The sequence below is a fragment of the Streptomyces sp. NPDC088706 genome (assembly GCF_044752765.1).
Classification (GTDB): domain Bacteria; phylum Actinomycetota; class Actinomycetes; order Streptomycetales; family Streptomycetaceae; genus Streptomyces.
This window is the reverse complement of the sequence record NZ_JBIVLW010000010.1, coordinates 12,100-35,203: the sequence shown is the minus strand read 5'-3', so window position 1 is coordinate 35,203 and position 23,104 is coordinate 12,100. Positions and strand designations below refer to the sequence as shown.

General features: G+C 72.9%; 8 protein-coding genes. All 8 read left to right on the top strand.

What is annotated here, in order from left to right:
• Window positions 1–78 precede the first annotated feature (78 nt).
• The 8 genes from eccB to ACIQAK_RS22060 all read left to right on the top strand — a co-directional run bounded on the left by eccB (window position 79) and on the right by ACIQAK_RS22060 (window position 23,069).
• Window positions 79–1,620 (top strand): type VII secretion protein EccB, encoded by a 1,542-nt coding sequence (gene eccB, locus ACIQAK_RS22095; RefSeq protein ID WP_366390610.1) that lies wholly within the window; start codon window positions 79–81, stop codon window positions 1,618–1,620.
• A gap of 428 nt (window positions 1,621–2,048) precedes the next feature.
• On the top strand, window positions 2,049–2,384 hold the full coding sequence (locus ACIQAK_RS22090; protein ID WP_003970669.1) for a hypothetical protein: 336 nt from the start codon (window positions 2,049–2,051) through the stop codon (window positions 2,382–2,384).
• 91 nt (window positions 2,385–2,475) lie between these two features.
• A complete protein-coding gene (locus tag ACIQAK_RS22085) occupies window positions 2,476–2,784 on the top strand; it encodes a WXG100 family type VII secretion target (RefSeq protein ID WP_109163159.1) in 309 nt (102 codons plus the stop codon).
• 108 nt (window positions 2,785–2,892) lie between these two features.
• The gene (locus tag ACIQAK_RS22080; protein ID WP_366390609.1) at window positions 2,893–3,366 is read left to right on the top strand and encodes a type VII secretion system-associated protein; all 474 of its coding nucleotides are present in this window, start codon (window positions 2,893–2,895) and stop codon (window positions 3,364–3,366) included.
• A 49-nt stretch (window positions 3,367–3,415) separates the two neighbouring features.
• On the top strand, window positions 3,416–7,045 hold the full coding sequence (locus ACIQAK_RS22075; RefSeq protein ID WP_366390608.1) for an AAWKG family protein: 3,630 nt from the start codon (window positions 3,416–3,418) through the stop codon (window positions 7,043–7,045).
• A 106-nt stretch (window positions 7,046–7,151) separates the two neighbouring features.
• A complete protein-coding gene (locus ACIQAK_RS22070) occupies window positions 7,152–7,607 on the top strand; it encodes a YbaB/EbfC family nucleoid-associated protein (RefSeq protein ID WP_366390607.1) in 456 nt (151 codons plus the stop codon).
• Window positions 7,608–7,610: 3 nt separating this feature from the next.
• Window positions 7,611–7,979 carry a hypothetical protein gene (locus ACIQAK_RS22065; protein WP_366390606.1) on the top strand — a complete coding sequence of 123 codons (369 nt, stop codon included), beginning with the start codon at window positions 7,611–7,613 and terminating at the stop codon, window positions 7,977–7,979.
• Between the two features lie 114 nt (window positions 7,980–8,093).
• A complete protein-coding gene (locus ACIQAK_RS22060) occupies window positions 8,094–23,069 on the top strand; it encodes a hypothetical protein (RefSeq protein WP_401848793.1) in 14,976 nt (4,991 codons plus the stop codon).
• Window positions 23,070–23,104: the final 35 nt, after the last annotated feature.

Below are 23,104 nucleotides of genomic sequence, written 5' to 3'. Positions count from 1 at the left end.
CCCGCGTACGCCGGTCCATCGCACCGGAGCCGGGCACCCCCGTACGCCGGTCCATCGCACATGAGTTGAGGAGAGGCTGTGCAGTCCAAACGCGACCAGGTCCAGGCCCACGGTTTCATGATGGGCAGGCTCAGCTCGGGCCTGCTGACGGCCGACCCGGACGCCCCGGAGAGCCCGCTGGGCCGCACGACCCGGGGCGTGGTCTTCGGCCTGCTGGTAACCGTCCTGATCGGGGCGGGCGCCACCGTCTACGGGCTGCTGCGCCCCGGCGGCAACGACACCTGGCGCAAGGGCGAGCACCTGGTGGTCAACCGCGACACCGGCGCCCGCTACCTGTGGACCGGCACCGACGGCGTACTCCACCCGGTGCGCAACTACGCCTCGGCGCGGCTGATCGGCGGCCCGGACCTGAAGGCCGTGGATGTCTCCACCGCCTCGCTGCGGGACGTCCCCGTGGGGACCCCGGCCGGTATCCCCGGCGCCCCCGACACCCTGCCCGGCCCCGGCCAACTCGACTCCGGTGCCTGGCACATGTGCGTCACCGGACCGGACGGCGCGCTGCCCAGCACCTCGGGGGCCGTCGCGGACGCCGGCGTGGACGAGCCGGGGGCCACCACCGTGGTCGCCGGGGCGCCGCTGGACACCCGGGGCGTCGGTGCCGACCGCGGGGTGCTCGTGAGCGGACCGGACCGCACCGAGTACCTGGTGTGGCGGGGCAGCCGGCTCGCACTGGACCCCGACTCCGACGCCCGAAACGCCCTCGGTTACGGCTCCGAGCGGGCGATGGGGGTCTCGGCGGCCTTCCTCGACGCCCTGGCCCCCGGCCCCGCCGTCAAGCCGCCCGCCGTCCCGGGGCGCGGGGGCAGGGGCCCGGAGATCGGCGGCGAACCGAGCAGGATCGGCGAGCTGTTCGAGGTCAGCGTGGTCGGCGGCGGCAGCACCTACCACCTGCTGCGCAAGGACGGCCTGGTACCGCTGTCCCGGCTCGAGGCGGCCCTGGTGCTGGGCGACCCGGCCACCCAGAAGGACGCCTATCAGGGACGCTCGCCCGAAGCCCGACCGGTCGGCGCCGACGCCCTGCGTACGCACCGCGCGAAGGAGACGGCCGCCGCCGGACCCGCGGCCGCCGAGCTGCCCCGTACGCCGCCGATCCCACAGTCCGCGCCGCGCGGCACCGCGCTCTGCGCGCAGGTGGACGGCGGCAACGGCGGCGCCCGGATCGGGTCGGTGCTGGTCCCGCTGACCGCTCTCGCCCCCGTCGCGGTGTCACGGGGAACCGCCCAGCCGCTGGTCCCGGCCTGCGCCCGGACGGATGCCACGGTGGTACGGCCCGGGCGCGGTGCTTTGGTCAGGGCCCTGCACGCGAGTGGCGCGGCGCACGCCGGGACCACGTATCTGGTGGCGGAGAACGGCGTGAAGTACCGGGTCCCGGCCAAGGAGTCCCTGGGCGCGCTCGGGTACGGCCAGGGGGACATCGGCTCGGTCCCCGCGCCGCTGCTCGCCGCCCTGCCGACCGGCGCGGACCTGGACCCGGCCGCCGCGTCCGGTGGCGCGGAGCCCAGGGTCACCGCCCCGAAGTGCGTTTCCGGCAAGGGCGACACAGTTGACTCCCGGCCGTGATCCAGGCAAACACCCCATACGGTGCCGAAGAAAGGGAAAGGGGCGGGGAGCGAGAACGTCGTACATGACTCGGCGCCGACAGGAGGGGATGCGGCGTCGAAGGAGAGGGATTCGGCGTCGAAGGGAGGAGATTCGGCGTCCACCGAGTTCGGGGAACCTCAGAAAAAGCTCAGACAGTGGGCGATCCCGGTGACCGTTCGGATTCCCCGGCTGCCCGTTTCCCGTCCGTATCCCAAGTTCTGGCCGGTCGGGGCCGGGGGTGCGTTCATTTCCCGGAAACCTCCGGACAACTCCGCTGGCATGCAAGGATTTTGCCGAGCTGACCTATGCTCAAATCTTCCCGACATACGTTGCGCCGGACGGTGAGTTCTCCTTAGCCTCAGCGGGCAGCGATGCGACGAGACATGACTCAACGAAGGGAGCGCGACATGGCGGACAGTGGCCAGAGGCGGGCGGACTATGCCAAGGGCTTGGGAGGGGTCTCCTCCCTGGAGTCGGCCCGGGCCGCGGTCGAGAAGATCCAGAACAACGTCGCCGAGATCGCCGCGCGTTCGGGCGTGGGCGGTGACGAGGGCCAGGCCCTGCTGAAGCTGTTCCGCAGCTGGAACGGCGAGGCGCAGAAGGTCGTCGTCCAGATCAGCAAGATGGTCGACGCGCTCCAGGAGAACGTGACGTCGGCCGACCGGCTGGCGAAGGAGAACCAGGACCTGACCGAGGTGCTCAACAGCAAGACCAGCCAGGGCGTCTTCGAGGCACTGCGCTGACCCGTCCCCGGCGGACCCGGCCCCTCGTCCGGAGGCCGGAACCTGTGAGCACTCCCGGGCCCAGGCGCCCGGCCACCCGAGAGGAGATGTCATGGCCGACGGCATCATCGATGTGCAGTACTCCACGGTCCGCAACGCGATCGAGGAGCTGAAGCAGCAGACCCAGCAGATCATCACCACCCTCAACAACCTGGAGGACGAGCTCAAGCCGCTCATCACCTCCTGGGAGGGTGACGACCAGGCGATGTACCGCGGGGTCCAGGCCGAGTGGGACCAGGCGACCAAGAACATGGCCCTGCTCCTCGGCGACAGCGGCGATCTGGTCCAGAGCATCCACGACAACCACTCCCGGGACGAGCGCAGGAGCGCCGACAACTGGGGCGGTGTGCGGGCCCGTTAGCCCGCCGTCCGGGGTCCGCCTCCCTGCCGTACACGGGGCGGCGGACCCCGGCTTCCCGCAGCTCCGTCCCAGTGACCCCGTCCGGGTCCGATCGCAGGAGGACGTCCCATGGCCGGTGAGCAAGCCGACGTCAAGCATTTCGACCTCAAGCAGATGGAGAACTTCCGCGACAACGAGGTGCACCCGGTCTACACCAAGGCCAAGAAGCACAAGGAGGAGGGCGAGGGCGAGGGCGAGAGCCGCATCCGCCCCCTCGGCGAGCTGATCGGCGGCTACACCACGGCCGACAACCTCGACCAGGACCGGCAGCTCCTGCGCCTCGGACTGATGAACACGCAGAAGCTGGTCTCCGGTCCGACGCTGGTCGAGAGCGTGAAGGCCGTCGCCACCTCCGTCGACAAGCTGCTCGGCGACCAGATGGAACTCTTCAAGGAACTCAAGGAAGCCCTCACCGACACCATCGAAGAGGCCAACAAGACCAAGAACAAGAACCTGGACGCGATCGACGCCCAGACGCTGCTCCAGACCTTCGAAGAGGTCGACACGCTCACCAGCGGCTCCTCGGGCACGGAAGAGAAGTAGCCGCCCCCGCGCACCGGGGTGGACGGCGAGAGACGAGAAAGGGCGCGCGGTGGCCGACCGGTACGACGAATCATCCGTGGGAAACGTCGACGAGTACGAGAACAGGGACGCGGCATCCGCCGACAACTGGGCCCAGCTCGTCACGCACATCACCGGCTATCCCGTGCCCGAGCGTGGCAAGATCTTCGACACGCTCCGCTCCGACCACGGCGGCAAGCTCTTCCGGATGGACATCAAGGAGCGCAGCCTCGGCCTCCTCGTCAAGGACTCCGGCTTCCTGCGGAACAAGGGCCAGGACTACGACATCTGGTTCTTCGACAGCGGAAAGAAGCGCTCCATCATGCAGGCCCGGATCGTCTTCGAAGGACGTGTGAAGGCCGGCGACGAGATCATCTTCGACGGCACCGACTCCACCGACGTCGAGAACGTGTCCGTCCGCGAGGGCAACGAGTTCACGGACTACAACAAGGACAAGTTCAGCACCATCCCGCTGGCCCAGTACATGAACGGGCCACGGGCAGCGCTTCTGGCCCTGCTGAAGGGAAACAGCGGCGACGGCCACTTCAGCGGTCTGGTCGCCAAGGAGTCCGACGTCGTCGACCTGGACTCCTTCGACAACGCGGGCCACTCCTTCGACTACGCGGCCAAGTTCTTCAAGGACCACGCACCGCTGCTGAAGGACTGGGAGGACCGCTTCGGCCGGGAGGACGCGAGCTGGAAGGGCGAGGCGGCGGATGTCTTCCGCGGCCTCATCAAGAAGATCCGCGAGAACTACGACAGTTACGTGGAGACCTTCGACAACACGGCGGGCACCGGTGACAACACCGGCACCGGCAGCACCGTCTACTCCCGCGCGCTCTCCCTGGGCCGCTCCCACCTGGAGCAAGCCGCCAAGGACCTGCTGGGCCACTGGCTGACCTGGGCCCAGTCCGACTACTACGACCCGCACCGGGTGCTGCGCTACGTCCTGGACGACCTCGCCCAATGGGTGGACGCGGAGAACGTGGCCAAGACGGACATCAAGTCGTACACCACCCGCTATGCCACGACCGTCAGCCACAGCCCGCGGGACGGCTTCTCCCAGGTGCACCCCGACTACGGAGACCTCACCGACATCGCCAACTGGGCGAAGGTCGGCGACAAGGCGGTGGACATCTGGAGCCGGGCTGTGGACGACATGCTCGTGGAGCCCGCCCGCGAGGTGCAGTCGAGGCTCAACAACCAGTTCCTCTCGCTCTCCAAGGACTTCTCCGAGAACGTACCCGAGCCCAAGTCGACCAGCACGGCCGGCGAGGAGTACGAGAAGAAGAAGCTGGAGGAGGAGAAGGAGCAGATCAACAAGGAGAACGAGGAGAACCGCCGGTACCAGGACGAGCTGCGCGAGGAGCAGCGCCTCCAGCGTGAGGAGGACAAGAAGCTCCAGGACGAGCTGCGCGAGGAGCAGCGCCTCCAGCGTGAGGAGGACAAGAAGCTCCAGGACGAACTGCGTGAGGAGCAGCGCCTCCAGCGCGAGGAGGACAAGAAGCTCCAGGACGAGCTGCGCGAGGAGCAGAACCAGCAGCGCGAGGAGGACAAGCGCCTCCAGGACGAGCTGCGCGAGGAGCAGAACCAGCAGCGTGACGAGGACCGTGAGTACCAGGACGAGTTGCGCGAGGAGCAGCGGCGCGAGCAGGAGGAGGCCAAGCGGGAGGCCGAGGAGCAGGCCAAGCAGATGGAGGAGAGCCTCGGCAACATCAACGGGCCCGGCGGCGGGGGTGAGAACCTCGGCGACCTCGACGATCTGCTGAACCTCAAGCAGGACATCCCGGTGACCGAGAGCCTCGGTGACCTCGGCGGCATCAACTCGCCCGGCCCCGGCGGCGGGAACAGCCCGAGCCTCGACGACGTGAGCAACGCGGTAACGGAGAACCTCGGCGGCCTCGGTGACGTGAACAATCCCGGCGGCGGCCCGCTCCCCGTGAGCCAGAACCTCGGCAACTTCGGCGGGATCAACGGCGGACCCGGCAACGCGAAGAACTCCACCGACGCGGCCAACGACGCGATCACCCAGAACCTGGGCAACCTCGGTAACATCAACGACGGCCCGGGCGCCTCCCTCGACACCCCGACCGGCGGTACCACCCAGCTCGACGGGAATCAGCTCACCACCGGCTTCCCGGACGGCAGCAGCACCTCCTTCGACCCGGACAGCGGGGTCCTCACCACCACCCACCCGGACGGCAGTGTCACCACGCAGGACCTGGGTGACGGCGCCCGGGTGACCAATCCGGACGGCTCGGTCACCTCGCTCGGCGACGACGGCAAGCTGACGACGACGTTCCCGGACGGCACGACGCAGGTCGTCGACCCGGCCACCGGGCAGGCGGTCTCCACCGCCCCCGACGGCACGACCACCACCGAGAACCTCGGCAGCCTCGGGAACCTGAACGGCCGCGACGGGATCGGGGACCTGGGCGACCTCGGCAACATCGGCGCCGACCTGCCCACCGAATCGCCCGGTGACCTGGGCGACCGGGAGACCGTCGACGACCTGGGCCGCCTCGGGAACCTCAACACCGCAGGATCCGGTCTGGAGACGCCGACGGGTGGTTCGACCGAGCTGGAGGACGGCGACTTCGTCACCACGTTCCCGGACGGCGGCAAGGCCGTCTTCGACCCGGACAGCGGGCTGCTCACCAGCACCGGGCCGGACGGCACCGGCGTCACCACCGACCTCCGGCACGGGGCCGAGGTGACCAACCCGGACGGCTCGACCACCCGCCTGGACAACGGCCGGCTGGTCAACTCCTTCCCCGACGGCTCCCGCCATTCCATCGACCCGGACACGGGCATCGCCACCGTCACCGACCCGCAGGGCAGGACCGAGACGGTCGACCTCGACGATCTCAACTCGCGCGGCGCCGACGGCAGGCCGGACTTCCTCGACAACCTGCGGGACCTTGGCCACAACCGCGACCTGGGCAGCCTCGGCGACCTCAACGGGAACCGGGACCTCGACGGCCTCGACGGGAACCGGGACCTCGACGGCCTCGACGACCTCAACGGGAACCGGGGCCTCGACGGCCTCGACGCCGGCCGCGACCTCGATCTCGACGCCCTCGCAGGAGTCGGCGGCGGGGGAGGAGGGGGAGGCGACGGGACCACCACCCGGGACGTCTCCTTCTCCGACCTCGGGCTCGCGGCCCAGGCCGGCGCGGGACCGTCCGGCGGCGGCCTCCCCGGCTCGGGCATCCCGTCCTCGGAGACGCTCGGCCAGGTCGCCCCGCTCTCCGACAGCGCCACGAAGGACGCGGCGACCCCCGGCCCCGGCGGCAGCGGTCCGGGGGCACCCGGCGCCCCGGGCACACCGGGCAGCCCCGGTATGCCGATGGGCGGCGGCATGGGCGGTATGGGCGCGGGCGGCGAGAAGGGCAACGGCGAGCGCGTGCGTGCCGTCCTGGTCGACGCGGCGGAGGAGAGCGAACGCCGCAACCGCCGCAGGCGCAGCCCCTGGAACCGTCAGGAGGACAGCGACACCTTCCTGACCCCGGCCTCCCGGGTGACGACCACCGGCGGTGACGCCCCCGAGGAGGAGCAGGAGGAGGGACGCAGGCCCATGACCTCCGCCGACTACCTTGAGGAGGACGCGGACGTGTGGGGTACCGAGGAGGGCGGTACCCCGGCCGTCATCGGCAGGTGACGGGCGCTCAGTTCCGCGCCCACTCACAGGACGCGCAGACCGGACGTGATGGCCGCCGACGCGTCCGTACGTACGGGAAGACCGAGGCAGAAGGAGGGGAGCGGGCGTGACGGAACCGCTGGAGAAGCGCCTGGAGAAGGCCATGGCCGAACTGCAGGCCGCCCAGGAGGCGGTCGCGCGCACCGAGCGCGAACTGCGGACGGCGTCGTTCTCGGCGCTCTCCTCAGACCGCGCGGTGCGGGCCACCGCGGGCCCGCAGGGTGAGCTGACCGGGATCGAGTTCCTGGAGAACAGGTACCGCGACATGTCCCCGCAGGAGCTGGCCGCCGGCGTCCTGGAGGCGGCGAGCGCGGCGCGGCTGAAGATGAACCGGCATGTGATGAAGGCGATGGCCCCCTTCGCCGAGCCCAGCAGCAACGTGCCGGAACTGAAGGGCTTCGAGCTGGACTGGGAGCGCATCTTCGGCCCCGAGGTGCTGCGGGAGGACGACGAGGACTCTGCGCGGTCCGGCCCGGCCACCCCTGCCTGGCGGGACGCGCTCGGCGACGAGGGAGAGGACTGACGGATGGGACAGCGGTACTACGTCGACCCGCAGCGCATCGAGGCCCTGGCCCGGCAGCTGGAGGAGATCGGCACGCTCACCCGGTCCATGACCGAGGAGTTCCTCGACGAGCTCGCGCCCACCGTCAGCTGGCCCGGCACCGACAGCGAGTTCTCGGAGAAGGCCACACCGCAGGAGCAGAAGGAGCGGCAGACCACCAAGGACACCATGCTGTCCATCCGCGACGCGCTGGTGGGCATCACCGACGCCACCATCGGCAACGTCCGCATGATGAAGGACACCCGTGACCGCAACATCGACGAGATCGAGCACGGCAACAGCCGCCTCGAAACCGATGGATTCGACGGCCCGGGCGGGCATGGCCGCCGCTGACCCGCGCAGCGCGGGCCGCTCCCGTACGGAACCGGGGGCGGCCGCTGCGTCCTGCCCGCGCACCCCCCGTGGCGGCCGCAGGTGAGCATCCAGGTATCGCCCGAGGTCAACGCCATGATCTTCATCCTCACCGGGGAGAAGCTCATGAACGCCGACGAGGACCTCGCCTTCGAGAGCCGTCGGCCCTACTCCGGCCTCGGGCGCAAGCTGGAACGGCTGTCCTCGCTGATCGACAAGTCGATCCACGACATCGGCGAGTCCATGCCGGACGACCTCGCCTCGTCGTACGCCAAGGCGATGGGCATGCTCATCGACGACGGCGGCAAGAACTACCTGCGCGACTTCGCCGAGCAGCTCGACAAGATCGCCGAGGGCCGCCGCAAGACCTCCATGGACATCATGGAGTCCAAGTGGCAGGTCATCGCCGAGATCATCCGGCTGCTCATCGAGATCGCCATCTACCTGGCGATGTCCTTCTTCACCGGGGGTGCCTCGGCCAGCCAGATCATGATGGCCAAGCTGCGCAGCCGCTTCTTCATCCTCACCACCCTCAGCCATCTGCTCCAGCGGCTGCATCTGGCCCCCTCGCTGACCGAGGCGTTCGCCGAGGCGTTCACCACCTTCGCTGTGCGGCTGGCGATGATGAACTTCGCCCCGGACGGCCGCCGCCCCGACGGGATCGACTGGAGCGACATCGGCAAGGCGGCCGCGTTCGGGGCGGCGGCGGGCTTCTTCACGAGCGTCTTCGACAAGTTCGCCAAGGACATCGTCAGGAGCTTCGACAACAACTTCCTGAAGAACGGCCCGGACCTCGACTTCAAGAACCCCAACCTCCGGGACACCCCGGACATCGACCTCAAGAACAACGGCCCCACGCCCAACCCCCGGCCCGGCCCCGACGGCGACACCGTCCCGAAGGACCGCCCCGACCCCACCCCGAACGGCAACGGCCCCACGCCCTCGCCCAACCCGCCGCCCGTCACCTTCCGGGACGGCCCGCTCTCCTTCCGGAACAACCCCGAGCTGTGGCGGAACAACCAGATCCTGCGCCACAACTCCGACCGGCCGGGCGCGCTGGCCGGGCACTACGGACTCAAGGGAACGGCCGACTTCCTCGCCGCCGGCTCCGGCGAGGCGCTCGCGGAGATCCTGATCAAGGGGGCCTTCGACGGGGACTGGTCCACCAGCTGGTCCACCTTCGTCGGCGCGGGCATCAGCAGCCAGGTCGAGTCCACGCTCTCCGACACCGCGCTGAACAGCGGCGCGGAGCTGCGCCACGCCATCGACAAGCTGCGCGAGCAGCCTCCGCCGACCGGCTCCGGCGGCGACTCCGGTACGCGCGGTTCCGGCGACGGATCTGATCGCACCGAGGATTCCCCGCGCACGGACACCGCCGGGGGTGACGGTCCCGGTCCGGGTCCCGGTCTCTCCTCGATTCCGCCGGTCGTGCCGCAGACCACGGGCCGGGGCGACCTCTCCGGCGGCCAGGCGCCGCCGCCTTTCCTGTCGCAGGACCCGCCGCCCTCCGTGTCGCAGGACCCGCCGTCCTACTTCTCGGCCGACCCGCCGCCGTACACTCCGGGGCCGCTGCCCGTGACCTCCGCCGAGAACGCGCTGTGGCAGCAGGTACACCAGGGGCCGGCCGAGGTGCGGGAGCAGGCGCTGCGGGACCTCGCCGCTCTCCGGGGTTCGCAGCCGCCGGGCCCCGCCGAGATCGGCGTACGTGACGGGCTGCACGCCCAGCTGTCCCAGCTGCCCGAGATACGGGTGGTGCCCACCGGGAACAGCCCGGCGGGCCAGGTAGACGCCGATGCGGTGCGCCGGGCCCTGGAGAGCCTCGGCACGACGGTGCAGCTGGCAGCCGGCCCCCCGGCGGTGGCCGACGGCCCCGGCACCGGTGTGCCCCCACTCACCATCGTCGTCTCGGAGCTTCCGCCACCGGTCACGGCCTCGCCACAGGCGGCCGAGCTGCTGGACGGTGCCGGGGCCGACCGGGCCGTGGTGCTCGGCCCGTCGGCCGGCTCCGACGCGACGGGGCAGCCGGTGCGCGAGGCGGTCGAACTGACCCGCGAGGGCCCCGGTGAGCCGGTACGGGTCCGTCCGCTCGCCGGCCCCGAGCTCGCCGTGACACCGGACGCGGGCGCGAACACGGCGTTCCCCGGAGCGAACGTGCTGCTGCCGCTCGCCGACGCCCTCGGCGTACCGCCCGTCATGCCGGCCGCGCCACCGCCGACCGCTGCGACCACGTCACCGACGGCTGCCTCGACCACGTCACCGTCGGCTACCTCGACCACCTCACCGCCCGCTCCCTCAACCCCCTCACCGTCGGCCGTTGCGACCACCTCACCACCCGTTCCCTCGACCACCTCACCACCCGTTCCCTCGACCACCTCACCGCCGGCCGCTGCGACCACCTCACCGCCCGCCACCTCCACGACCTCATCGCCCGCCGCGCCGGTCAATGAGAACGCGCCCCGCCACTCCGGGGCCGGGCAGCGCGACACCGGCCCTTCCTCCGTGAAGGTGGTCTCGGGTGAGCCGGCCCCCGTGACCGGCGACACGTCCGGCCCGGACGTCACGCCGACGGCCACCACCACGGACCCCGCGCCCGGCCCGGATGTCAAGCAGCCGGCGCTGATCACCACCGGCTCCGCTTCCGGCCCGGCCGCCGAGCCGGCCGCCGCCACCGGCTCCGCTGCCGGCATGGACGTCAAGCCGACGGTGATCACCACCGGCTCCGCTTCCGGCCCGGCCGCCGAGCCGGCCGCCGCCATCACCGACCCCGAAGCCGCCCCCGACAGCAAGCCGGCGGTCTTCCCGGCCTCCTCGGCCCCCACGACCACCACCGCCGACGTTCCCGCCGCCTCCAAGTTGGCCGTCGACTCCCGGCCGTGGGCCGAGACGGCCACCGAACTGCATCTGGAGTCGGGCCGCGGCGACGGCAACGCCACCCCTTCGGCCGCAGCGCCCCCGCCCGGCCGGATCGTCGTGCGGCCCCCGGACCCGGAGCACCCGCAACAGCCGCCCACGTTGCGGGACTTCCTGCCGGAGGACCGGTGGTGGACCTTCTACATCGACCCCAAGAACCACGACGCCGCCCAGGCCGCCTTCCCGGACGACCCCGGCTCCTACTACGACCACGACCGCTCGCCGGGGTTCCAGCAGGGCATGGTCGCCGCCTACACCCAGTTCCTGGGTGACCCCGGGACCGTCGCGGCACCGATGGACTCGTCCTCGTACCGGACCATGCACGGCCTGGCCACCGGCCACCTCGGCCGGACGATCGGCTGGTCCGGCGGCGGGGCCACCCAGTTCCCGCTACGGGGTGACGAGCTCGCCGACGACATCTTCGACGAGCGCATCGGTGACCAGCTGCTGGTCTACGACACGACCGTCCGCGACTGGTCCACGCCGTTGCCCAAGCCCCGGCCGGTCACCATCCTGACCCGGTTCATGCACAACAACCCCTCGCTGGCGACCAACTACGGCAAGAACGCCGCGCCCGGCCTGGTCGACACGCTGTTCCAGCAGCACTACGCGCGCGTCGTTGACCCCGACGCCGACGACGCGGCCAAGCTCGCCTCCATCGTCCGCACGATCCGGGCCCTGCACGTGGTCCACCCGTTCCAGGACGGCAACCTCCGGTCCAACGTCCAGATCCTGTTGCCGAAGCTCCTTCTGGAGCAGGGGCTGCGCCCCGTCGTGCCCGACGACATGTACAGCCTGTTCCAGGGCGGCCGTTCGGTGGAGCAGATGGTCGAGTCCCTGGTCCGCAACGGAGCCCTGGACACGGGTCGGCCGCACCCCTCGCAAGGCGAGACCGCCTCCGACCAGCACCTGGAGTCGGGGCGGGACGGCGACACGGGCACCACGAGCACCACCGACGGGCACGGAACCACCCCGTCTCCCACGGCCCAGCCGTCCGTCACGACGCTCAGCGGTGACACGGTGCCCTTCACCCAACTGCGCCGCTGGGTCCCGGACGCGGCGGTGCAGCAACAACCCGGTGTCGCCGTCCGGACGTTGACCATCTCGCAGGGCCCGGCCGAGGACGGTACGACCCGGAGCGCGGGGCGCCGGGCGCTGCTCGGCCAGGACACCTTCCGCGGTGTGCGCACCACCTCCTCCGAGCAGGCTCCGGCTCCGGGAACCGTCGAAACCCCCGCCCCCCGTACGGTGTTCACCGGCCCGCCGGCCCCGCTCCCCGGTTCCGGGAACGGGCGGGGCGCCGACTACTTCGCGGGCCACGGCACCCCCCGTACCGTCACGCTCGGCACGGACGACGCCGCGCATCCCACCGTCAAGGTCAGCGGTGTGCAGCTCGGCGAGGTGCTCAAGTCCTGGGCGCAGGACGGGGATGAGGGCCGGCCGCTGGTGCTGTTCTCCTGCGAGACGGGCCAGCAGCCGAAGATCGCGGGACTGCCCGTGGCCCAGCACGTGGCCAACCGGACCGGGCGCCAGGTGTACGCGCCGACCACCGAGGCGGGCACGGCCAAGGACCGGGACGGCAACGTACGCGCGGTGCTCACCGAAGGCCCCGACGGGCCGGGGCGGTGGCGTCTGTTCACCCCGGAGCCCGGCGGCGCCGAACTGGACGCGCTGGCACGCGAGGCGGGCCTCCACGCGGGCCCGGACCCGGCCGACGCCTTCGCCCGGGCGCGTACCCTCCAGCAGATCCGTACGCTGCGCGATGTCCTCGGCACCGACGCCGAACAGCAGCCCGAGAATGGCGAGTTGCTGGCCGGACTCGCGTACGTGGACGGCCTGCGCTGGCTCAGCCAGCACACGGCGGCCCGTTACGGGGACGGCCGGATGACCCCGGACCTGCTGCGCCGGATGGTCATCGACCGGCGCGGCGCGACAGGTGCCACGGCCGGCACCGCCCCGGCAGGTCCCCCCGGTACCAACACCGACACCGACACCGCCACCGGGACCGGGGATGTTGCGGCTGACCCCACCCCCGAGGAGTACCGGACCTTCCTGCGCGCGGCAGCCGAGCTGCGGGCCGCCGCCGGGCCCGGCACCACCCTCGACGCCCTGCTGCCTCCGCCACCCCCCGCGCTGCCGCCCGGGACCCTGGTCTCGCCGCAGGACGTACGCGGTCTCGCCTACGCGCCCGCCGCGCGGATCACCTGGTCCCTCTCCGACACCCCGCTGCCCCTCTCCGACCTGGCCCTGAGCCCCGAGGACACCGCCGAACTCGCCCGCCGCAGGCCTGACCTGGCGCCCGCACCGAGTCGACCGGAGAGTCTCGCCGAAGACCTGACCCTGTTCAGCAAGACCCCCGGGGCGGCGGGACTCGCCGACGCCGTGCGGGCGGACGGGCTGGCCTTCCACCGGCTGCGCACCCCGGGCGGCGGGAACTGCCTCTTCCGGGCGCTGCTCGACAGCGCGCGCAGCCGGCCCGTGCCACCCGCGTGGGCCGCCCGGGACGTCGCCCGGCTCCGCGAGCTGCTGCGCGACCGGCTCACCGGCTCCGAACTGCTCGCCACGGCCGCCGAGGCCACCCCGGACCCGGTGCTCGCCGTCGTCGACGACCTGCGGATGACCGCCCTCGCCGGGGTATGGGACCCGGGCGCGCAGAGCCGGATCGGCCGGCGCTGGGACCGGATCGCCCAAGCGGTCGTCACTGACGGCGATGCCCGCCGGTGGCGGCGGATGCTCCGGGACAGCGGTTACCCGCGCCTCGCCGATGTGGCGCCCACCCCCGCCGACGCCAGGCGGCTCGGCACCGAGGGGCTGATCGTCGCCGCGGCCGAGCTGCCCGCGCTGTGGGCCTCCCCCTTCGCCGACGTACTCCCGCAGGCGGTGGCGCACACCCTCGACCTCGACCTGCGGCTCGTCCAGGCCGACCCGCCGGCGCCGGGGAGCACCTTCGTCACCCCCCTCAACCCGGGCGGCCGGAGCGGCACCCTGCACCTGGCCTACAACGGCACCGACCACTACGACGCCCTGGTCCCGGCCACGGCCCAGCCGGCCCCCGCCCCCACTCCTTCCTCCGTCCCGGCGACCCGGGACCCGGTCGGTGCCGATGCATTCGGGGAGTGGCTGCGGAGCATGGGCGGGATCACCGACCTGGACGGTCCTGGGGAGGAGACCCCGGACCGTGGGGACCCCGTACCGCTGGAGACGCAGCTCGAACGGCACCGCCCGGCGCGGCTGTTGACCGGCGAGGACGCCCGGCCGCCGGGCCCGGCACCGCGTACCGTCACCTTCGACGACGGCAGCCGGCTGCCCGCGGTCCTCCTCAGCCCGGACGCCGACCCGGACGGCGACCCGGACGGCGACCCGGACGGCGACCCGGGCAACGACGGCGATGGGACGGGCGCCCGGACCGGCGGGACGCCGAAGACCGGCCTCCTCAACGGGCTGGGCGTCCTCACCCTGCGCTCGCCCGAGCAGGTGGCCAAGGAGGTCTTCGACCACCTGCCGAAGAAGCTGCGCGGTCAGTTCGACGAGGCGGAGCTGCTGCGCCTGCTGGCCGATCAGCCCGGCGCCTTCACCGCCCCGCGCGGAGCCCGTCTCGTGGGCCGGGAGAAGTCCGGGGTCGGCCACGAGATGGTCGTCGAGGCCGTTCCGTACCACCGCTGGGAGCGTTTCTCCGAAGTCGGCGGTGCCACCGTGCGGCTGGACACCATGCGGCGCGGCCAGGCCGGTACGGGCGGCGGGCGCAGTGTCGGCGTCGGACGCCGGGTCGCCGCCGCGCTGGGCATGGGACCGCCGCTCACCTGGATGCTGAAGATCGGTGTCTCTCTGGGCTGGACCCGCAGGACCGACTACACCCTGGGCACCGCCGCCTACCACCAGACCGAGTACCGGGCCTGGGAGGGGTCGCACCTGCACCTGGACGACGTCCACTACCGGGTGCGCGTGGAGCGGATCACCGAGGCGCCGAAGAGCACCGGGCCGGGCACCGGGCCCGCCACCGCACCGCGCTGGCAGCGCACCTCGGTGCACACCGCCGGGTTCGCCATGCGGGACGGGCTGAGCTGGCGGCTGCCGGACGACCTCACCGTGCCCTACCAGGGGCCGAAGCGGGCGCCGCGGACGCTCACCTTCCCGGACGGTGCCGAGCCACGGATCGCCGACACCACCGCACTGCACCTCACCGACCCGCCGGAGGACGTGGCGCTCGCCATCTCCGGTGCCCGGCCCGGAAGTTCGGCACACCGCACGCTGGTCTCCTATGTGCGGCCGGGGCGGCTGCTCAGCCTGTTCGGGCGGTTCTCCGGGCCGGTCAGCGGACCCGAGCTGACCCGGGGCAGCGGGCAGCACCCGCTGGGCCACCTGATCGTCGAGCGGTCGATCCCGCACCGGGCCACCCTGGTCACGGAGTCCGTCAAGGCGGAGGTGCGCGACCTCACCCAGACCACGTACCAGAACCAGCGCGTCCACGTCCGTGACACCCGTCTCGGCGTCCAGGTCACCGCCGGGCCGAACTACACCCTCATCGGGCCCGAGACCGACGTACGCCTCCAGGGCGGCCCGCTCGTCCGCGCGGACCTCAGCACCGGGCGCGGCCATCACCTCGGCACCGACGCCGCCCGCAAGGTGACCGGGCGGCTGCGGAACCAGCCGGTCGCGCTCTACCGGGTGGAGCGCACCCTGATGGTGCGGGGGGCCGGTCAGCCGGCCTCCGCCGCCCGCCCGGTCCGGGTGGTCAGCCTGGACTGGATCTCCACCCAGGACGCGCGCCGGCTCGCCGGCTGGGACAGCCGTACGCCCGGAGCGACGGGCCCCGATCCGGACGCCGAGCCGCCGGTGCCGTGGTACCTCACCCGGGAGGACCCGGTACACCTGGGCGGCCAGGTCCGCGCCGAGGGCTTCCGGCCGGACCAGCGGCCGGCCGCCCAGCAGAACCAGCAGAACCAGCAGAACCAGCAGAATCAGCAGAACCGGCAGAATCAGCAGAACCGGCAGAACCGGCAGAACCGGCAGAACCGGCAGAACCGGCAGAACCAGCACAACCAGCAGAACCAGCAGAACCGGAACGGGCAGCCGCCCGCCGCCCAGCCAGCCCCGGCCCCGGTCCCTGCCGCCGCCGCGCCCGCCCCTGCGCCCGCCCCCCAGGACCCCCTGCGTGCCTTCGCCGACACGGTGCTGGACACGCTTCACCGCTCGTACCCGTCGCTGTTCGTCCCGCCGCTGATGCTGCGGCACCCGCGACTGGCCAAGTTCTGGTACGGGGACGGGCGGATGCGGACCGCCCTGCACAACGACCGCCAGGTGCGCGAGGCGCTGAACCGGCCCAGCCTGGCGCAGAGTCTGGACGACCTGACAACCACCGGGGTGCCGGTCACCCTCACCGAGGACGGCAAGGTGCGACGCGGCCACCACACGCTGATCCTGCGGGCGCGCCTGACCGACCGGCGGTTCGAGACCACCCTGAGCGAACGCTCGCTGCGCAACGCGGTGATCGGCACCGAGGTCTCCGGGCAGGGGCAGCAGGCGTCCACCACCCTTTCCGCCGGTGTCGAGCTGGGCATCTCGCCGCGCGACCACGACAAGGTGCCCGAGGTCGGGTTGCCCCGCCAGGCGGGCAGCGTCGCCCTCGGCGCCCGTTACGCGAAGACCGGCACGAAGGCCACCAGGAACACCGTCGCGGTCGCCCACGACCAGCTGACGTTCCAGAACGGCGCCGATCTCTACAGCTACCAGGTCGAGTTGGGCGCCACCTTCGAGGGCCACCGCCGCCCGCGCGGCTGGGCGCGGCTCGTCTCGGTGGGCCTGCTCGGCGCCGGCGTCTTCGTCAGCAAGGCCGAGGAGCGTCCGCTGTTCCGCCGAGGCAGCGAGACCGTGGGCCGGGTGGAGCTGGCGGTCCCCGCCGCGCACGGCTCCGACCACCACGCCCCTACCGACCCCCCGGCCACCGGCCCGGCGACGGCGCCCGCGCCCACCCCCCCGCCGCGCCCGCTCTCCTCCACCGAAGCCGACCACCTCCTCGACGGCACCCGGCCGTTGCCCCGCTCCGGCATCTCCGACCGGCAGCTCGTCCACAAGCTGCTGAGCGCCCCGCACGTGGTCCTCAGCACCGAGGGCGGCCGGCAGCGCCAACGACTCGTCCAGGACACCGCCGACCGCGCCTCAGGCACCTCGTGGCACGTCAGCGCACCCGGTGCCCCGGTGCGCACCGCTCTGCGCCGGGCGATGGCGAACCTGAGCATCGCCGGACAACTCGGCCAGTACCTGGGCCCGTTCGGCTCCCGCATCACCGGCCTCACCGGTGCCGGTCCCCTCGCCACCCACTACCTGAAGGCGGCGGTCCGCGGCGAGTTGAGCAACGTACGGGTCAGGAGCGACCCGAAGCCGGGCAGCCTCGAAGCCACGATCGGCAACGAGCACCGCGTCGCCGGCAGCTCCGGCACCGTCTCCCGGACCACGCTCGGTCTCCAGGGCGCCGTGACGCCGTTGCAGCAGGCCCCCGGCCAACAGGCGGTGGTCGGGGCCTACTCCACCGCCCTCCAGTACGCCTGGGGCCAGGGCCGCAGCGTCTCGCAGACCCTCACCCGGGGGCGCAACACCACCCTCAGCTATGCCGGGCGGATGTACCTGGTGGTCGCCGACGCGGCCGAGACCGTCGCGGTACGGGACCGCTGGACGGCCGCGATGGGGGCCGTCGGCACCCGTGCCGGGGCGGGGATCAGCTCCGCCGCCGGGCGGGTCTCCGAGCGGCTCGGGCGCGGCCTCGCCCCGCGCCGGGCCGCCGCAGCGCTCCAGCGCATCCGCGACGCGGTGATGTTCCACCTGCCGATGCAGGACGCCATCGAAGCCGGGCTCGCCCCGGACGGCCTGGGCACCACCACGCCGAGCAACCTCGGCGGCGGCTACCGGCTGCCCCCCTTCCTGCGCGGCCGCCGTTTCCCCTCCCACCCCAGCGGCCAGCTCGACGCGAGCCGTGCGGCGCAGCAGCTGATGGGGCAGCTGGAGAAGGCCGGCGTGCCCTCGCACGACCGGGAGCAGGTCCTCCAGCGCCTCTCCCCGGACTTCCTCCGCTCCCATCTGCACGAGCTGACGGCCGGCGGGGTGACCCTGCCGGTCCGCTACCGCGCCTGGTCCAGCCCGCACCACCTGCCGGTCGGCGGCAGCCCCGGGCAGCTCCGGTTCACGCTGACGCCGGTCACGACCACCGTGGAGCGGCTGCGCACCGGCTACGAGCTGGAGGACTACCGCACCACCGCCCGCGACGACGCCGAGGGCACGTCCCAGGACCGCGGCGGGGACGTGACGCTCAGCGGAAGCCAGCGCGCGGCGGGCAGCGGTGTGCTGGTCGCCAACCCGGCGCTCCAGGGCACCGCCGCCAAGCAGCGGTCGAGCACCCGGACCGAGACCACCGGCAGCACCGCGATGCCGAACATCGCCACCACCCAGACGCACGCCGAGACCGTGACCACGTACACCCTCACCGTCACCATGACGGACGCGACCGGCGAACCGCTCGGCCCCACCGCCACCGCCCCCGTCGGCAGCCTCAACGAGATCCTTCCGACGAGCCTGCTCACGCCGGACGGCGACGGCGCCGACGGCGCGCTCACCGAGCAGGACGTGCCCGAACCGGGCCGTGCCGTAAAGCTGCTGACGGCCCATCAGGCCCGCCCCGAGGGCATCGCGCGGTGGCGTACCACGGAGACCACGGAGACCACGGACACCACGGAGACCACGGACCGGGGCACCGGTTCCGACGCCACCCCGGCCACCCCCGACCCGGACATCCTCCCCTTCGACGACGTGATCGGTTCCGGCATCCTCGCCGTGGACATCCTCGGCGCGGCCAATGTGCGGGACGCCCTGACCCTCGCCACCGCGCGCGCCGACGGCTTCCCCGGTGACACGGACCTCGGCAAGCGGCACACGGGCACGTCACTCGCCGAACGCGTACGGATGGCCCGTCACACCCCGCTCACCGGCCTCGGCACCGCCCCCGCCCAGGCCCAGCAGGAGGCCACCGCACAGGTCGGCCTGACCGCCGGCTTCCGCGAGGCGCTCAGCGCGAACGGCTCCCCGCTGCCCACCCAGTCCTCCGCCCGCCTCCTGGGCCAGTCCCACACCGCCGACTCCCGCCTCTACGCCAGGATGCACCGCCGCGGCGCCCGGCTGCTCGCCGTGGAGAACAAGCCGCGTATGGAGGCGATGCAGCGGCGCAAGACCTCCGACGCGCTGGAGGCGGGCATCACCGACAATGTCGAGGGAGCGGTGAGTACGTCGCCGCTGGCGGGTAACAGCAACGCGGGCGTGACCAACCCCGGCGCCACCGTCCCGATCGGCGGTGCGAACGACTCCACCGCGCTCAAGGCGGCCACGGACACCACCCTCGGCACCCACGTCAAGGTCCTCACCGACCGCAGCATGCTCTTCGCGGTGCCGGTGAGCTGGCTGGCGGTGGCCGAGGTCGACCACAAGGTCACCGACAGCCGTCCGATGCAGGCCCTGGGCAAGCCCCGCCGCGGCCCGCGCGCCGCCGAGGCCGAGACCACCGCCCTGGTCTGGCTGCGTGAGGACATCGCCCGCGACCACGGCCTCCTGGACGACACCACGTTCCCCGATGAGGTCCGCACGGCCTGGGACGACCAGGCCAAGGCGGCGGCCGACCTCGCCACCGCCGAGAAGAACTACTACGACGCCCGGGCGAAGGCCCGGGAGGCCTGGCTCGGCCTGAGCGCGGAGGAACAGGCCGCGCTCGGGGACGGCCACCTCGACCGGGTGACCGTCCCGCCCCGGTCCGTGGCCCAGTCCCCGGCCGTCGCCACCTGGCAGGCGGCCCGTGAGGACGTACGCCGCTGGCAGCAGCGCACCGACGCCGCCGCCACGGACCACCACCGCCTGCACCTCGCCGCCTCCCGCCTCACCGCCCACCACCAGGGCTCGGCCTCGGTGCCGGTGAAGGACCTGCCGCAGGAGTACGCCACGCCCGACTGGCGCTCCGAGGCGCCGGAGCCGTACCAGGTCACCGCCGCCACCGACTCCGCGCCGCGCACCCTCACCTCACCGGACGGCGCCAGGACGCACGAGGTGCACGAGGTGCCGCACGACGGTGCCTCGTTCTTCCACGCGCTGCTCGCGACGGCCCAGGACCGGGGCCGCCTGCCGTACCTGCTCGACACGGACCTCGCCGCCCGGTTCGCGGCCGGCCCCGGTGACCCGGCGGTCACGGCCGAGGCCATCGACACCGCTCGCCGCCGCCTCGCCTGGGCGCTGGCCGACAACGGCAACGAGGATCTGCTCGACAGCCTGGCCCTGGACGCCGCGGACACGTTCACACAGGACGAACTCGACGCCGCAGGGGTGGAGCTGACCGCCGCCCAGCAGGCGGAGTTCGACGCCGTCGGCCGCCTCCCGCAGACCTTCTGGCCGAGCCCGGCGCAACGGGTCGCGCTCGCCACGGCGGCCCTGTTCCGCCCCTTCGCAGCCGAGCCCACGGAGACGGACCCGGCCGCCGGGGACCCGCCACCGCCCGAGCGCCGTGCGGGCGACCACGGCGGCGCGGACCTGCTGCCCGCGCTCGCGGCCCGGGTCCTGGGCACGCCGGTGACGGTGGTGACGGGGGAGGGGCGGCCGCAGCTCTTCCTCCCGCACGGCGCCGACCCGGCGACGGCCGACGCCGTCGGCGGGCCGGTGCTCTTCGCCGCGGACGGCTTCTTCTCCGCCGCGCTCCCGCCCGGCACCACGCCGCCGGTCGCCACCCCGCTACCGGCCCCGCCGGGGACGACCGCGGGGGGCACCAGCACGACCACGGGCACGACGGACACGACCACGGGCACGACGGACACGACCACGACCCCGGGCACCACGGGCACGGACACGACCACCGGCACCGGCACCGGCACAAAGGCGACCACCGCCAGGCCGCCCGCGCAGCAGCCCCCCGCGCAGCAGCCCCCCGCGCACCGCAGCCACGCCATCCCGCCCTGGCTGCCGCCCGCCGACGCCACCGGCCCGCGCTACCGCCTGGACCGCGACGGCGTCCTCACCGCACCCGACGGCGCCACCTACACCCAGGGGACCCCCACCGGCCGGGGCAACGGGTTCTTCGCCGCACTCTCCACGGCTCTGCGCCAGGCGGCCGAGCAGCCCGGCCCGGACCGCCGGGAGGCGGGTCGGCTGCGCGCCCGCGCCGGAGCCTCCCCCGCCCAGCTGATGCGCCTGAACGGCCTGCCCGGCGACCCGGGGGAGCACGAAGCGCTCTTCACGCCCCCGCCCCTCCGCTCCCGGCCGGACGCCCCCGCGCCGAGCCGGGACGCCCGCGAGAGCCACCTGCGCCGCCACCTCGCCGGGGCCCCCTGGGGCCCCGGCGCCGACCGCGCGGTGGCCGAGTGGGCCGCCGCGGCGACCGGCACCACCGTCACCCTGATCGAGGAGAACGGCACCGCACACACCTACGCCGGCCCCACCGCCGACGCTCCCACGCTCCGGCTCCGCCGCCGTGGCGGTGACTTCGTCCCCCTGCTCCTCCGCACCCCGGCGCCCGTGCCGAAGCCGCCGGTGTCCCCGGGCGAGGAGGAGGCGTACGAGCTGAACACGCTCTCCGGAGCGGAGACCGGGACGAACACGGCCCCGGACTCGGACGTGGACATGGACCTCGCGTCCGAGCCCGAGGAGGCGGCCGTACGGACCGGCCCCGAGAACGCCTACGCGGCAGAGCTGGCCGATCTGCTGAGCGAGCCCCAACTCCGCTTCCCCGCACTGCTGGACGTGGTCCGACGACGCAACGCACACCTGGGCGGCTTCCCGGATGTGGCGTTCGACAGCGCGTTCACCGAGCACGCGGGCACCGGCGTGCCCGAGGCTCTGGACCAGGCGGAGCAGGAGGGCAGGCTCCGCCCCGAGGAGTACGAGGAACTGCGCGAGGCACTCGGCCTCGGCACCGACGGCCCCTTCCGGCAGACGCGCCCCAGCGGCACCTCGGAACGGGACCGCCAGGTCACCCTGCGGATGCTGGACCGGGTGGCCCGCCTGGTCAAGGAGGTGTTGCGCAAGGACGACCACCGCGCCGACGCGCAGGTCACCCCGCACATCGCCGTAGGCCTGCTGCCGGACGGTTCCCTCGGCATCGCGGGCAACACCGGCGCGAAGGCGCTGACCAGGGCCGAGGCGGAGCTGGTGGCGGAGGAGCTGCGGTGGTTCGTCACCGGCCAGGAGGCGGAAGGGACACCACGGCAGCGGAAGCTGGAACAGTGGACCCGGGACGAGGAGAGCCACCGCCAGTGGTCGGCGCGGCTGGACCGGCGGGAGCGGGATCTCGACGACAACGGTGCGACGGAGCGGGAACGCCGGGAACTGGCCGCGGAGCGGCGGAAGTGGCAGGGCGACGAGAGATGGCTGGCCCGGCGGCGGCCCGCCATGGCCCGCGAGATGCGGGACCGCACGAAGCTACGGGCCCTGGCCACCGGCTGGTACCGGCTCTACCACCCGGAGTCGCCCGAACTCGACCTCGTACAGCGAGCCTTGACGTCCCCACGCATCCTCAACGTGGCCGACCTGGACGCACCGACCGGATCGTACGGCTCCGAGCACGGTGAACTGACCCTCCTGGGCCAGTGGGTCGAACACTGGGAGAACCACCCCGGCGACCCGGCCGCACCCCGAACGCTGCACCTGGGCGGCTACAAAATGGCCTGCGCCTCCTGCGACCTCGCCTACCGGGCGGTCAACGAGCACATCGGACCCGGCCTCGGCCACCGGGTGCGGGCGGCCGGTACCCACGGGATGTTCTTCCCCGGCTGGCGCATGCCGGAGTGGATGCGGCAACGGCCGGAACTGTGGGCGTACGTCCGCGACCATGCGGAGGACATCGGCGCGTACCTGGACCGGAACGGTGTACTCCAGGGCGAGCGGACGCCGAGCGGGAGTCCGCAGAACCCCGCCCTCTCCGAGTCGGAGTACGCGTCCGGGGACGACTCCGGACGAGAGTCCGAGGACGACTTCGCACGCGAGTCCGAGGACGACTTCGCACGAGAGTCCGGGGACGACTCCGCGCGCGAGCCCGGGGGCGACTTCGCACGAGAGTCCGGGGACGACTCCGCGCGCGAGCCCGGGGACGAGGAGATGGGAACGGACTCCGCAGCCGGTGCCCCCGCCCCGGGCCGGGGCCGGTAGCGGCGGACCGAAGCACGCGCTCCTCCTGCGCGCCC